Source organism: Streptomyces sp. SAI-170 (assembly GCF_049739565.1).
Lineage (GTDB): Bacteria > Actinomycetota > Actinomycetes > Streptomycetales > Streptomycetaceae > Streptomyces.
Map to the genome: position 1 here is coordinate 8,479,089 of NZ_JBMGQD010000001.1, position 13,846 is coordinate 8,492,934.

Annotated in this window: 10 protein-coding genes and 1 pseudogene; 1 reads left to right on the forward strand and 10 read right to left on the reverse strand. The window is 71.4% G+C overall.

The window, feature by feature from the left end:
- Window positions 1–18: 18 nt before the first annotated feature.
- The 8 genes from RKD23_RS38050 to RKD23_RS38085 form a co-directional block, all read right to left on the reverse strand.
- The gene (locus tag RKD23_RS38050; protein WP_424857912.1) at window positions 19–3,438 is read right to left on the reverse strand and encodes an eCIS core domain-containing protein; all 3,420 of its coding nucleotides are present in this window, start codon (window positions 3,436–3,438) and stop codon (window positions 19–21) included.
- 134 nt (window positions 3,439–3,572) lie between these two features.
- Complete coding sequence (locus tag RKD23_RS38055) at window positions 3,573–3,836, reverse strand: hypothetical protein (RefSeq protein WP_424857913.1); 264 nt, start codon at window positions 3,834–3,836, stop codon at window positions 3,573–3,575.
- Window positions 3,833–5,839 carry an ATP-binding protein gene (locus tag RKD23_RS38060; protein WP_424857914.1) on the reverse strand — a complete coding sequence of 669 codons (2,007 nt, stop codon included), beginning with the start codon at window positions 5,837–5,839 and terminating at the stop codon, window positions 3,833–3,835. Before RKD23_RS38060 ends, RKD23_RS38055 begins: the two co-directional genes overlap by 4 nt.
- Window positions 5,839–6,591, reverse strand: coding sequence for a Pvc16 family protein (locus RKD23_RS38065; RefSeq protein ID WP_424857915.1), 753 nt, complete (start codon window positions 6,589–6,591; stop codon window positions 5,839–5,841). The genes RKD23_RS38060 and RKD23_RS38065 overlap by 1 nt, the downstream gene beginning before the upstream one ends.
- The gene (locus RKD23_RS38070; protein ID WP_424857916.1) at window positions 6,588–7,382 is read right to left on the reverse strand and encodes a hypothetical protein; all 795 of its coding nucleotides are present in this window, start codon (window positions 7,380–7,382) and stop codon (window positions 6,588–6,590) included. Before RKD23_RS38070 ends, RKD23_RS38065 begins: the two co-directional genes overlap by 4 nt.
- A gap of 53 nt (window positions 7,383–7,435) precedes the next feature.
- Window positions 7,436–8,203 (reverse strand): hypothetical protein, encoded by a 768-nt coding sequence (locus RKD23_RS38075; RefSeq protein WP_424857917.1) that lies wholly within the window; start codon window positions 8,201–8,203, stop codon window positions 7,436–7,438.
- On the reverse strand, window positions 8,200–8,721 hold the full coding sequence (locus RKD23_RS38080; RefSeq protein ID WP_424857918.1) for a phage tail protein: 522 nt from the start codon (window positions 8,719–8,721) through the stop codon (window positions 8,200–8,202). Before RKD23_RS38080 ends, RKD23_RS38075 begins: the two co-directional genes overlap by 4 nt.
- A 14-nt stretch (window positions 8,722–8,735) precedes the next feature.
- Window positions 8,736–10,787, reverse strand: coding sequence for a phage tail sheath family protein (locus RKD23_RS38085; protein WP_424857919.1), 2,052 nt, complete (start codon window positions 10,785–10,787; stop codon window positions 8,736–8,738).
- A 673-nt stretch (window positions 10,788–11,460) separates the two neighbouring features.
- On the opposite strand from RKD23_RS38085, the pseudogene RKD23_RS38090 reads away from it, so the two are divergent.
- Window positions 11,461–11,595: pseudogene (locus RKD23_RS38090) on the forward strand (agmatine deiminase family protein); the annotation flags it as partial.
- Between the two features lie 285 nt (window positions 11,596–11,880).
- On the opposite strand, the gene RKD23_RS38095 reads toward RKD23_RS38090, so the two are convergent.
- Entirely contained in the window at window positions 11,881–12,936 is a 1,056-nt protein-coding gene (locus tag RKD23_RS38095) for a hypothetical protein (RefSeq protein WP_424857920.1), read from the reverse strand.
- Window positions 12,937–12,986: 50 nt separating this feature from the next.
- On the reverse strand, window positions 12,987–13,544 hold the full coding sequence (locus tag RKD23_RS38100) for a hypothetical protein (protein WP_424857921.1): 558 nt from the start codon (window positions 13,542–13,544) through the stop codon (window positions 12,987–12,989).
- Between the last annotated feature and the right edge of the window lie 302 nt (window positions 13,545–13,846).

Genomic DNA, 13,846 nt, shown 5'->3' on the forward strand with positions numbered 1-13,846 from the left:
CTCCTCTCCGTACGCGCGTCATGTCTCCACCGCCTCGCCGCGCCCGAGCATGTCCTTGATGATCTGCACGGGGTCGATCGACTCGGGTTCGACCTTGATCTGGGACAGGCTCGGCCAGGTGATCTCGCCGTTCTTGGCGTACGCGATGCGGCCGAGGGTGAGCTTGAGTTCGGGGCCGAGCCGCGCCGACACGGAGGCCACCTCATAGGTCCACCGGTGGGAGAACAGGCCCCAGGCGGCGTACAGTTCGGCCGCCAGGAGCACCTTGGCGCTCGCCGTCAACTGGCCCTTGGCGTAGGCCTCGGCGTTGAACGAGAAGCCGTCCTTGTCGTAGTCCGCGGCGAACGCGACACCGCCCTCCCCGTCGAGGCGCAGCTTCGGCATGATGTCGATGCCGCCCTTGGCGCCGACGGCACCGAGCGCGACCTCGGCCCCGATGTAGGCGCCGAACGTGCCGGCCAGTTCGGCGTAGGCGGGCACCGCGAAGGTACCGGTGAGCTTCGCCGCCACCTGCGGATCGTCCTCGAACGGGTACAGCTCGCCCTTGAACACGACGGCTTTCAGCACGATGGGGCCCACGCCGTAGCCCAGGTTCAGCGAGCCGCGCAGTTCGATGTAGGCGGTGACGGCCGGGACGGGTGTGGGGAAGGAGAACTTCGCCCCGATGCCCTTGAGCAGCGGAACCGTCCCGCCCTCGGGCGACGGCCACTTGCGGACCAGGACGATGTCGCCGACGGCGGCCTCGCCGGAGAGCTTGATCCGGCGGTCCTTGGTGATCTCGACGCCCAGCACCGGCCGCAGATTCTTGGTGACCTGGTAGGCGACGCTGCCCTTGCCCCAGTAGCGCCCCTCCTCGTCGAAGTTCAGGCTGACCGAGCCGTCCGCCTTCTCGGTCTTGAGGGCGATCGTGGCCGCACCCGAGAAGCGCCCCTCCTCTTCCTCCTCCTTGCGGTTGTAGTCGACCTTCATGGTGGCCTTGAACTGCTTCCAGACGACATCGGCCTCGCCCTGCAGGTACAGGCCGCGCTCGCCGTAACGTCCGGACAGTCTCACCGAGTTCACGAGGGGCAGCGGTTTGTCGACCGTCACCGAACCGCGGTAGGAGAGGGCCTGCCCGTCCCAGCGGGCGCCGAGCTCGAGCCGGGAGTTGCGCACGGTCGTGGTGACGCCGCCGGTGGCGTACGGATCGAATCGGCCGGACGCCGTCGTGAAGCCGATCTCGACGTTCGCGGTGGAGCGGGGGATGGCCGTCGAGTCGGCGGTGATCTTGCCGGACCACCCGGTCTCCGAGTTCCATTCCACGTGGCCCGCCGCCGCGTTGATCCCGGGCAGCTTGCCCGCCGGGGTCAGGTCTCCCGCGGCGACCAGCGCGCCGTTGCGCACCGCCACGGTGAGGGTGCCGAGCATCACGGGCTTGGCGGCCGGGCCGACCGAGAACGTCAGCGTCCCGTTGGGCACCAGCGTGGGGGAGAGCTGCAGGGCCAGCTCGCCGCCGGTGAACCGGAACGCGCCGGGCAGCGGCGAGACGAGTTTGGCGGCGGGAATCGGCGCGACCAGCTTCAACTCGTCTTTGGTGTAGCGCACGTTGAGCTTGCCGAGGAACGGCACCGAGGCGTGGATGACTCCCTCGCCGGTGAGGTTGCCCTGCTCGTCGAGGGCCACCTTGGTCAGCTCTCCGGGGCTGAGATACGGGTAGAAGAACGCGATCTTGGCGTTCTTCGCCTTGTCGAGCCGTAGCTTCCGTGCCTCGCCCGGAGGCGCCGCCGTGGGGTCCGCCGTGGTCTCGGGCCCGGCCGCGGTGGCGGGGGCCGGCGCCGCGGCGGGCACGAGTTCGGCTTCGAGGGTGACCGCCGAGCCGGCCTTGGTGGTCGACACGGCGCGGCTGTCGAGCTCGCCCTCGACGGTGTCGCGCGTGGACTTGGCCCCCGCGGCGGCGCGCTTGTACTTCTCGATGCGCATGCCCGGCACGATGCGCCGGGCGGCGGTGTCCAGCGGCGTCTCGCCGGTGTCCCGCACCTGCACCGTCTCGCCCTGACCGCCCGCCGTGAGCAGGACGGGCTTGCCGGCGGCCTTGGCCTTCACCGCGTCGGAGCCGCGCACGGCACCCGAGCGCAGCAGGGTCTCGATCTCGTGGCTGGCGTCGGGCTGTCCGGTGGGAACGGTCGCCTTCGCGATACGGATCTGCAGCCTGCGGACGCCTGGACCGCGCATGGCGGGGTCGCGGATCTGCTTCACGACATCGACGAGCGCCTGGTAGGTCTCCCGGCCCGAGGCCTGGTTCTTGGTGCTGGTGAGCAGTTGGAGGTTCGACGGGATCGAGGTTCCGCCCATCTGCTTCTCGACGATGTGGTCGATGTCGCACTGCGACTGCTTGAGGCTCTTGCTCAGGCCCTGCACGACACCCTTGACGGCCGGATCGGCCAGCTTGCCGCGCACCTTGTCGTCGGTCGCCGCCGCCGTCGTGATTGCGTCGGCCAGTTTCGTCGTATTCGAGAATCCGTAGGCCCCGAGCCAGATGTCCTTGTATTTCTCGCCGCCCTCTTTGTACGCCGCGATGGATTCATAGCTCGCGGTCGAGTTGCCCTCGATGAGGGGGGTGAAGACCAGGCGCCCGCCGGCCGCGGCGTCGTCGTAGGCCTTCTGCACCCAGGGGCCGGCTCCCTTCTCCAGCGGGAGCGTGAAGGCCGGCATCTCGACGACCAGTTCGGTCGTGCCGAGACCGGCCGGCTCGTCGGTGATCACGTTCAGCCCGGGCGGCAGGCGCAGTGCGGGTCCCGTGGCCGTCCCGGGCTGAGGGGCGGCCGCCTTCGGCGCGGCGCCGGGGCCCGGAGCGGACACCGGCGTGGTCGCGGGGAGGGGCGGCGGCGCGGCGGTACCCTTCCCGGCCCGGCGGATGACCGGGGCACCGGACAGGGGCGCGAGCACCGGCCGTCCGCCCGCCGCCAGCACGTGCACGGCCCGGTCGGCCTCCGCCTCCGTCCGGGGGTCGTCCACCACGGCGGCGTGCGGCTGTCCGGCGGCGGGGGACTGGAGCACATGCGCCAGTTCGTGCGCGATGAGGCCGCGCCCGCCGGGGGTGTCGGGCCGGTACTCCCCGGCCCCGAAGACCAGATGCGGCCCGAGGGAGAACGCCCGGGCGTCGAGCGCGGCCGCGGCACGCACGGCGGCCGGGCCGTCGTGCACCCGCACATGGGACAGGCCGCGACCGAACCCTGCCTCCATCTGCCCCAGCAGGGACGGGGGCAGGGCCCGGCCCGGCTGGGCGATCGCGGCGCGCACGGGTGCGCTGCCGCCTCGGCGGGTCGCGGCGAACGGCGCGGGTTGCGCTGGTGCGGGGGCCGCGGGCGAGGGGGTGAAGGCGGGCAGGGACGCGGCCGGCGGACCGATCCGGGCCGTCACCGCCGGTACGCCGGTGTCGGCCGGCGCTGTGGAGGACACCGACCGCCTCGGGGTGAACGCCGGAACTGCGGCAGGCGTGACTGCGCCGGTACGGCCGTCGCTCATCCGCACCCGCGCCGGGGACGGCTTCGCCTGTGTGTGCCGGGCGGGGCGCACGGCCTGTGCCAGTCGCCTCATCGTGGTCCGTCACCGCCGAGCCGGATCCGCATCCGGTGGACGATCGCCGCGGCCACCTGGTCCGCCCTGCGGTCCGCGGCTGCGCAGTGCCGTCCCGGGGCGGGCACCGCCGGAGTCGTCGCGTCCGGCCACGACCGCAACGCCCGCTCGATCGCCGCGGGCAGGGCGTCGGCGAGCCGGCGCGCCTCGATCGCCGAGGCCGCGGTCACATGGAGGGTGCCGACCCGGACCCGGACCTCCGCGGGGAGCCCGCCGTTCATGCCGGCTCCTCCCAGGTGACGTGAGGGACGGGAAGGTTCTGCTTGCGCAGTTCCTCGGCGAGCTCCGCCTCGATCATCGTCCTGTCCACCGTGCCCGCGCCTGCCGCGGCGAGGAAGGCGGCGCCGAGCGCGACATTGCGGATCGAGCCGCCGGTGAGCGGGAGCGAGGCCAGCGCCTCCCAGCGCACGGGCTCGACCGGGGTCTCGGGCGGGAAGGCCGACCGCCACAGGCGCAGCCGCTCCGCCTCCGACGGAAGCGGGAAGTCCACGGCGAACCGGAAACGGCGCAGGAAGGCGGGATCGATGGCGTGCTTGAGGTTCGTGGTGATGACGGTGAAGCCCGAGAAGGACTCGATGCGCTGGAGGAGGTCGCCCACCTCGGCGTTGACATGCCGGTCGGTCGCCGTGGCCACACCGCCGCGGGTTCCCCAGACCGCGTCTCCCTCGTTCCACACCATCATCGACCCGGAGCGCTCGGCCGCTTCGAACACGGCCGCGACGTTCTTGGACGTTTCCCCCACCCACTTGGAGATGACCTGACTGAGGTCGATCACCATGACCCGCAGATCGAGCGCCGAGGCGAGCACCTCGGCCGCCATCGTCTTGCCCGTGCCGGACGGACCGCTGAAGAGCGCCGCCACACCGCGCCCGCGCCAGCTGCCGCGCCCGCCCACGCGCGCGGCGAAGCCCCAGTCGTCGAACACCTGGGCTGCGTGGCGCACATGCGACTCGACCCGGCGCAGCGCGGCCTCGGTGGCCGGCGGGAGCACGATGTCGTGCCAGGTGTAGGCGGGCTCGACCAGGCTCACGCCGGGCAGCGGGGAGGGGGTGAAGGAGCGGGCGGCGACATGCCAGAGGGCCGCTGCCGCGCTTGTCGCGTCCGGGGCGGCGTCGACGGCCGCGGCGGCCCGGGCGGCCGCCCCGGCGATCCCCTTGGCGTCGAGCCGGAACTGCGCCGCCACCCGGTGCACGCCCCGCCCGAGCCGGGCCGCGCGTTCGGGCCCCAGCGCGTCGGCCCACCGCCGTACCGCGGCGGCGGGGCTGTCCTCCTGGGGCGGCACCACGTGGAACCCGCGCGTGAGCCCGTCGGGCACCTGATGTCCCATCAGCAGCGCATGGCCGAGGACCCGGTCGGCGAAGGACGCGATCGGGCCTCCCGGCGGACAGCCGGTGGTGTCGATCACCAGGGCCGCGCTGTCGAGCATGGCCTCGCGGCTCCAGCGCGCCGCGAGCCGGTCACGCCCCTCGGCGTCCTCCGGGATGTCGCTCCCCGCGATACGCCAGGGCGTCAGGCCCAGGCGGCCCAGCGCACGCGCGACGTCGTCGAGCGCCACGTCGGGCAACAGCACCAGCGGTGGCATACCGAGCGGTCCACGGGAGGCGAGAGAGCGTGCCACGGCGGCCGCCAGGCCGTCCTCGGCGCCGGACACCGACGCGGGCACCGCGACCGGTGTCATACGGCCGGCCACCAGCGGGTCCCGCACGGGCCGGGACAGCAGCCGGTCCATCACCGGCGCGGTCAGCGTCAGCCGGGCCTCCACCCGCGGCGCGGGAGGTTCGACCTCCACGATGTCGAACCGCACCAGCGGCAGGGCCGCCGCCAGCATCGAGGCACGCGGCTTCCCGACGGCACGGCAGGCCAGCCACACCGGCAGACCACCGCCCGCGACACCGCCGTTCGCGGTCACCGCATCGGCCGCCGCGCGTGCCACCGGCTCCGAGATGCCGGCCGCCAACAGCAGCACCGTCAACCGCAGTTCGGCGGGGGACAGCTCGAAGCCCTCGGCCATCCGCCGCAGCGGCGACTCGGGATCGGCCCGCTGAAGCCACTGCCGCAGCGGGGCGAACCCGTCCGCCGTCGGCTCCCCGCGGGCGATGCCGGTCAGCACGGACAGCGACATCGACTCGGCGATGTCGGCCAGGTCCGGCTCGTGGGCGCGGGCGGAGGCCTCCTCGGGTTCCGGACCGGCCGTGGCCGTGGTGGCGGAAGCGGGCGTCGGCATCAGGCACCCCCGTCCGTGATGGTCATGGTGTCACCCTCGGGCAGGGTCTTCGCGGGCGTCGGCTCCGGCCGCACCCCGACCTGAGCCTTCGTCACGTCCTTGACGGTGGGGCTGTCGCCGAGGTCCAGGAACACGGTCGTCACCAGGAAGTGCGCACAGGGCCGCATCGGGGACTGCAGGGACGACCAGATCTTCGTCGACAGGTCCACGTCGACCGGTGCCTGCGACACGGTGATCCGCTGCGGCTGGCTCTCCGGCAGGTGGAGCGGTTCGGCTGTGAGGCGGTCGAGCAGGCGGGTGGGCGGCTCCGGTGCGGCGATCCCGCCGAGGATCGACTGGATGAGCGGCCGTGGGACGACCGCCCGTCGGTTCAGTGCCGCGATCCCGAGGCCGAGCAGCACCTCGCGTTCGAGGTCGGCGCCGGTGGCCGCGAGCATGTAGTGCAGATCGACGGCCAGCGGAGACGCTCCGATCCGCGTCCCTTCCGTCTGCCCCTCGCCCGGCTTCAGCTGTACTTCGTACATGTTGCGCCAGGCCGCGCTGAGCGCCACGTGGTGCAGAAACAGGTACAGGCCCGCCGGTTCGGGCTGAGGAGGGGGCGCCCCGGCGCCCGTGGGTGTCGCGGGCGGGCGTGGTGGCGGCTCGACGGAGACGGTCGGTGCGGCCAAGCTCCCGTAGGCGGACTTGACCCGACGCTGGATGATCTCCCGCAGGACGAAGGTGGTCGCGGGAATGGCGAACTGCGCGGTCATGACGTCCCCCGTCCGGCGGCGCTTCCCAGGTACTCGTCCAGGGTCGGCCCGGTGCGGGGCCGGGGCCTGCGCTCGCGGGCCGGCCCCGACGGCGTGTCGGCGACCACCCTCACCTCCACCCGCTCGATCTCGACGACCACCGGAACGGACTCCGTCGCAGGCCCGGCCGGCGGTGCCATGGCGTCCGGCACCACCGGCGCAGGCTCGGCGCGCACCAGCTCCGGCGCTGTCCCGGCCTCGGCGATCGCCGCGTCCTCGACGGGGGCCGCGACCGTACGAGGCGGAACCGGGCCCTCGCCGATCCCGGGAGGCGCCGTCGGCGAGGGCACAGGCACCGGCGGTGGTGAGGGAGCCACGGGCGGCGTGCCGGGAACCGGAGACAGCGGGACGGCGTGCGTCATGATCTCCTCGTCCGTCCCCGCCGGGCCCAGGGGCCGGCCGGTGTGGGGACGCGCGGCCGGACGGGGCGCCTGTGGGACGCGGTCCCGTGGCTGCTCCCCGTCGTCCACGGGGGCGTAGGGCGGGTATGGCTGCGGGGTGACCGGCACGGGCCCCTGCGCCGACGGCAGGGCCGGGCCGACGGGGACGTCGCCGACAGCTGACGGAACGTCAGGATGCGTGCCGACCGCCCAGGGCCGAGGGACGGCGGGGGCCGGAGACATCCCGGGCATGCCGTCCTCGGGGGAGGGCAGCAGGTCGACGACGGCTTCGTCCCACGTCCCTTCGTAGAGGGAGCGTGGCCTCGGCGCGGCGGACACGGCCGTCGTACCGTCCTCCTCGACGGCGGTCACCGCCATCCCTCCGGCACGCCGAAGTGCTTCCGCGTACGCGGACCGCCGCGGCGTCATCGCAGGGCCGCCGTGCGCCGGGCAGGGGAACGCCGCTGGGTGATGAGTTCCACGTAGCGGCGGCGGCGCGGTGCGGGCATCGCCAGGATCGCCTCCTCCGACCAGCCGTAGCCGCCGGCGATCACGTCGATCTCGCGCATCAGCTCGTCGACGAGCAGGTCCAGGTCCCGGGCCACGAAGTCGGCGGGATCGGCGTCCGCGGCGAGCTCCCGCCCGCACCCCGCGCATGTGAGGTCGACCCGCAGGGAACCGGCGGGATCGAGGGCCTCCCAGGCGTCGGCGAGTCGGTCGAGATCGTCCGCGTCCAGACGCGGGGCGCGGGAGTCCAGACAGGTGTCGCAGGCGAGTGCGTACAGGCTGCCCGCCGGGGGACGGCCCGCCGTCGCGGTCAGGTCGGCGAGCACGGGCAGCCGGAACGTCAGCTCCACGCCGCCCGCCTGAAGACGCGCCACCGCGTCCGCCTCGGCCGTCGGCAGCTCGGCCACGGCCCGCACGGGCAGCACGAACTCGTTGTCCGTCCCACAGGAGGGGCAGAGCACATGGCCGTCGACCGGTCGACGCACCCAGGCCTGATGCACCGCCAGCAGCCGCTGGTTGCGGGTTCCCAGCGGATAGCGCAGCGCGGCCGGTCCGTCGAGCGCGACCAGGAGGCCCACGACGCGATCCCCTGCAGGACGGCGCCGTGTCAGCGGCCACAGCCGCACGACGTTCTCCGCGCTCGGTACGGCGGCGGGGCCGGGAGAGGCGTTCACGCTGCGGCTCACGGCTCGACGAAGCTCGGCTCTTTGGGCTCCGCGACCGCGTAGTCGCGCTCCCAGCCCTCGTTCTCCAGCTTGAGCTTGGCGATGGCCACGGCGTTGGCGTTGGCGTCCAGGTCCGGCAGCGCCTGGTACTCCGACACCCAGCACCGGTAGACGGCGTAGCTGAGGACGACCTGCCCGGCCTCGTTGAGCAGTTCGATGATGATGTCCTTGCGGAAGTCGGCGAGGGACACCTCACCGCCGAGCGCGGACCCGAAGTTCCACGTCTTGTTCGCCCACTGCTCGAACTCCTGGTCGTGGGTGACTCCGCGTTCCAGGGTGATCGCGTCGTACTCGGTGCGTCCAGGCGACTTGTAGGACGTGGAGGGGTCCCCGCCGGCCCGGTGCTTGACGACCTCGGTGGTGCGTTTGAGCAGGGACACCTTCGATACGCCGGCCACATAGCGGCCGTCCCACTTCACGCGGAACTTGAAATTCTTGTACGGGTCGAGCCGCTGGGCGTTGACCGAGAACTGTCCCACGAGCTGCTCCTGTCTCAGACGGCCGGCTGCACGATCTGCTTGAGGCTGATCACCACGAACTCGGCCGGCTTGAGCGGCGCGAACCCGATCACGATGTTGACGATCCCCAGGTCGATGTCGGCCGGGGTGGTGGTCGTCGCGTCACAGGCGACGAAGTAGGCGTCGCGAGCCGAGACCCCCTTGAACGCGCCTTGGCGGAAGAGACCGTGCATGAAGGCCGTGCAGTTGACCCGCAGCTGGGACCACAGTTCCTCGCCGTTGCGCTGGTGCACCGCCCAGCGCAGGGACTCCGACAGCGAGCGCAGGATGTGGCTGGCGGTGCGGCGTACGGGGATGTACTTCCACTGGCTGGCCAGCGCGTCGGCGCCGTCGACGGTGCGCGAGCCGAACGCGACGGTCTGGTAGACGGGGAACCGCCGGATGACGTTGACACCCAGCGGGTTCACCAGGCCCTGCTCGGCGTCGGAGACCTCGATGGAGGGCCCGTGGACACCGGCCAGGAAGGCGTCGGTGCCCGCCGGTGCCTGCCAGACCCCGACCCGGCTGTCGGTCCTGGCGATGACGCCCGCGACGGCTCCCGACGGCGGATGCGACACGATCGTGCCCGGCTGCAGAGGGTCGTCGACCCGGATGTTCGGGAACCACGCGCCTGCGTGGACCGAGCGAAGGCCCAGCTTGGTGGACTTCCACGCGACGGCCGTCCCGATGTCGACGACGTCGGGCGGCGGGTCCACGATGAGGAAGGCGAACTTCTCGGAGCACACCCGGGCTGCTTCGGCGTACACGGTGAACGCGTTGCTGTGGTGCAGCGCCTTGGGATCCGTGGCCTTCGGGCGGACGAGGTCGGGCAGGCACAGAAGGTTGAAGAACGGGTCGGGCCCGGCGAGCCCGGTGATCGCGTCCTTGAAGTCGGACGACGACGGCTGGCCTGCGCTGTCGCCGTCCTTGGCCTCCTTGCTCAGGGCCACCTGGGCCTGGTCGTACACGTGGCCGAGCCGGTAGCGCGACGGGTTGGCGACCTCCTGCACGAGGGTGTACTCGGTCAGAAGCGACTCGGGGCCACCCGTCCCCGGCGCGGCGATCGTGACGGTCGCGTCGTGCACGCGCTCGAATCCGGGCACCGCCGTGGGGCGGGTGACGGACAGACGCAGGAAGCCGCCGTCCTCGTGGAGGGAGCCCTCGACGGAAGCACCGGCGAGTCTGCGCCGGGCGTCGTCATCGGCCCGGATCGCCTCGTTGAGCGCGGCGACCAACCGGGTCACCAGCTCCAGGCGACTGCCCGGCTTGGAGTCGTTCTGCTTGAAGACGGTGACCGTCAGATTCTTGACCGAAGAGTCGTCGTCGCGCTTCCCGTCCTCGGGCTTCAACCGGTCCACCGACAGATTCACGGCGAACGCCTTGTCGAAGGTGCCCGCCGTCGGCTCCTTGCCGATCCGGTAGACGGATCCGGTGGCCTTCGGGCCCTCAAGCCCGACGGCGTCCGCGGCCACGGTCACCTTGACCAGGCGGGAACCGGTGGCCGGATCGTTGACCACGGTGCCGACGGTCCTCGCGTTGCCCGCCTGGGTCGTGAGATCCGGGAACCGTTCGACCAGCCCCGTGACGGGATCGACGATCGTGAGGTTGAAGCGTGTCTTGTCGGGCGGCGGCGAGGTCGAGAACGGGTTCGCGCCGATGGCGAAGGAGTCGATCTCGACGAAGAGCGATCCACTGGCGGCGCCCGAACTGAGCGCGGTCACCGTGAGCGACGTCTTGTTGTCCGACACGTCCCGCCGGATCGTCGACTCGGCCGCCTGGGCGTTCTGCACGGGCAGCCGGATGACGACCGCCTGGCCTCCGCCGTTGGCGAAGAAGTGCATCAAGGAGTACGACAGCGAGCTCTTGGCGTACAGCCCGCCGAAGTGCCGTTCGAAGTCGGCGAAGCTCAGGCAGGTTACCGGCCGCTTGTCGATGCCCGTCCGGGTCGGCCCCACGAACAGCGCGACCGAGGTGGGAGCCCCCGTGATGGTCCGTACGCCGGAGTCCAGCTCCCGTGTGTACACGCCCGGGTAGGTGAGGTTGAGCATCTGATCGCCTCCGTGGGCCTGGGAGGCCCGGCAGTGACAGCGGCTGACGACGACGAGCGAGACCGAGGGTCCGTGACCATGAACCTGTCGACCTGACACCCCATCAGCTCGCGGCCCGCCGTACCAGGCTCCCACCGCCGTCGCTGACCTGTCGATACGGCAAATGGTTGACTGACCTGGGGCGTTGCGGCTGAGATCCATGTGACGGTGCGGTCGTGTGCAGGTACGGAAATCCGATGAGGTGGGTGATCGGCGAAGGCTGCACCCCTCGTTGAGCGCGGCTCTGCGGGGGGTGTCGCAGCGCTTCCTTGGGAGGGGCGCGGGGCTTTCGGCGCCGGCGAGTTCACGCTGCGACTTCTCATCGAGGACCCGGACAACCCACGCTCGGAGCTGCCGGAATCGATCGCGGGCCTCGGGTGCGTCCTCGTCGCCGGAACGCCGAGACTGGAACAGACGGGGATTTTGGACGAGAAGACGTACGGCATTCCGGAAGCGATCCGATCACGGGGGGAATTCAGCTCGGGTCCTCGGTGATCGTGGGTGGAGACGTGCACGCGGGCACGCTCGGCTGTGAGTTTCGTGATGCGCCAGGGCTGCCGGTCGCCGTCAGCAGCGCCCACGTCGTTCGCAGTGCGGTCGGTGAGGCGATCCAGCAGCCTGCACCAGGTTCGGCGACGGCACAGACGACCAGCGGGCCGCCTCCGTCGGTGACCTCTACCCCGACCGCGAGGTCGTCCAACTGGAGATCCACACCATCGCCGAAGGCGGGGGAGGGATCCACTGCGCGACCCAACAACAACCCAGGTGAGGTGTGGGCCCCTCGTCATCCCCGTGAGCCCGTTCCCAGCCTGTCCGGGCGAGCGCGGTGCCGCTCCATTCGGGGCCCGCGGCCGCGAGGTTCTGCAGGCTGCCGGCCGACTCCAGCGCGCGTCGTGCGGCATCCAGCAGGGTCACGCACTGCGTGCGCACCGCCGCAAGGAGTTTCTCACCTGGTGAACCGGCCACGACTTCGTCCCACGAAGCAAACCCGCTGGCGAGGTCGGCCGGGAACTCGGTCACCCTCGCCGGATCTGCGGCGGCTTCGGCCGGAAGGCTACTGCGTGGCCTCGGGCTCCAGTCGGTCCGTGACGACCTCCGTCATCGACATGCGGTCTCCACCGAGGGTGACTCCGCTCGTGCTCACGCTCGGTGTGAGGGAGATGGGGCAGGCGCCGGGCCGGTCGACGGTGAAGAGGCCGAAGGTGGCGGTCCCTTCGGAGATCTCGTCGCTGTCGGCGTGGCCGTAGTAGGCCTGGACCCCGTTCGGCTGGCAGAGCATGACGTGGAATCCGCCGGTGCCGTCGGGCCAGGTGAGGACCAGGTAGCGCACGGAGTAGTCCGTGCCGAGGGGCGCGAGTGTGGTGATGACCCCGGCGAGCGAGGGCCCCTGGAGGAAGATGTCCGGCATGCCCATCTGGATGTCGGAGTCGATGCAGAGCAGCAGCCGTTCGGACGCGCACTCGATGGCCAGCATTCCCTGGCGCTCAGGCCGTACCAGATACAGCTCTCCGGCCGGCATCCGGCTCAGCAACGCGAGGTCCTCCTCCGTGGGCTCGGAGGCGTCGATGAAGAACACCTCGTCCTCGTCGGCGGGGATGGCGACGATGCGCGTGTCGTCCGCGGGGGTGAGTTCGAAGCCGGAGAATCCCGCCCGGTAGGCGATCACCGACAGCGCGAGGGCGGCCTGGTCGCCGACCACGTCCCCGGCGGGGGGTGCCATCTGCGTCAGGACGTCCAGGAACTCGGAGGTGGCGACCTGCGCCAGGGTGCGCCAGGCGGCCAGCGCGATGATCGGTTCGCCGGACGATGCCGCGGGCTGGACCATCGGTACGGCGTCCCGGCCGAGCACCGCCGCCTGGCTGAGCGCCGCGGCGACCGTGAAGGGGTCGGGGTCGGGCTCCGCCAGCATCTGCCCGACCGCCTGGGCCAACGCCCCCAGTGGGGACGGGTCGATCAGGGAGAGGATTCCCAGCGCACGGACGCGGTGTTCGTCGTCGCGGGTGAGCGCCCGGCCCAGGGCGTCGGCGAGGTCGTCGGCGTCGAGCGCGGCCAGGAGTGAGGGGTCCACCCCGTCCTTCGACGCGAGCAGTCGGTCGATACGGTCGGTCATGGTCTGCGCGCCTCTCCGGGAACGCTTTCAAGTCCGTCAGTGCGTCCGCTCTACAGGGTGACCTGGCAGTGTCTGATCATCGTGACCGCCTGAGCCGGCGTGACCCCCGTGTTGGTTCCTGAGGCCGCCCGCATGAAGTTCGCGGGCCCACACAAAGACTCGTCCTTCTCACAGTGGGGCAGGCCCAGGAAGTGACCGACCTCGTGGGCGAAGGTGTTGCCGCTGTCCGCGGTGCTGCCCGCGATGGACACGACTGGTGCTCTCAGCCGGCCCTTGACCGTCTTCTTCCCGCACGCGCCGGGCACGGGCGAGTATCCGACGTCCTTGGGGTGGAAAATACGCTTCACGACGAACACGTCGAGAGCGTCGTTGCTGCTCACGGCAAACCGGTCGGCCAGCGCCATCGCATCACCCGCCCCCAGGAGGATCGCGTCCACCCCCGCGACCCTCGCATCGATATGGAAGCGGTTGACCGTGCCGATCACCGGACCGTGCGTGGCGAAGATCGCCTTCATGATGTCCACGGAGTCGTCGACCTGCTTCAGTTCCGCCGGCGTGAACACATCCCTGGCGACGACGATCAGATTGATGTCGAGGTGGACTGCCATGGCACCCCCAGGCGGTGATGGCGGGAGGTGACGACTGCGAAGGCCCCTACCGAAAAGGATGACGTCACAACCGGCGGTCCGCCACTCGACGGCTGCCGCCTGCGGGAGTGAGCGTCAGACCGACGAGGTGGGTGATGCGCTCGTGGAGTGGGAGCGCGTACGAAGTCACCTCCTCAACTACCGACAACTCCGCTCAGTGTGTGAGCGGTTGTAAGACGCCATCTGCCCGGCATCCCCTGTCGAGTGCTGTCTCCGCTGTACGAGGCTGGAGCGTAGGCACGGTTGACGGGTGCCTCGTGCAG

Bases quoted from the DNA above. Each gene is read 5' to 3' on its own strand.
- RKD23_RS38055 (WP_424857913.1), bottom strand. From the start codon at position 3,836: ATGAACGGCGGGCTCCCCGCGGAGGTCCGGGTCCGGGTCGGCACCCTC.
- RKD23_RS38060 (WP_424857914.1), bottom strand. From the start codon at position 5,839: ATGCCGACGCCCGCTTCCGCCACCACGGCCACGGCCGGTCCGGAACCC.
- RKD23_RS38065 (WP_424857915.1), bottom strand. From the start codon at position 6,591: ATGACCGCGCAGTTCGCCATTCCCGCGACCACCTTCGTCCTGCGGGAG.
- RKD23_RS38085 (WP_424857919.1), bottom strand. From the start codon at position 10,787: ATGCTCAACCTCACCTACCCGGGCGTGTACACACGGGAGCTGGACTCC.
- RKD23_RS38095 (WP_424857920.1), bottom strand. From the start codon at position 12,936: ATGACCGACCGTATCGACCGACTGCTCGCGTCGAAGGACGGGGTGGAC.
- RKD23_RS38100 (WP_424857921.1), bottom strand. From the start codon at position 13,544: ATGGCAGTCCACCTCGACATCAATCTGATCGTCGTCGCCAGGGATGTG.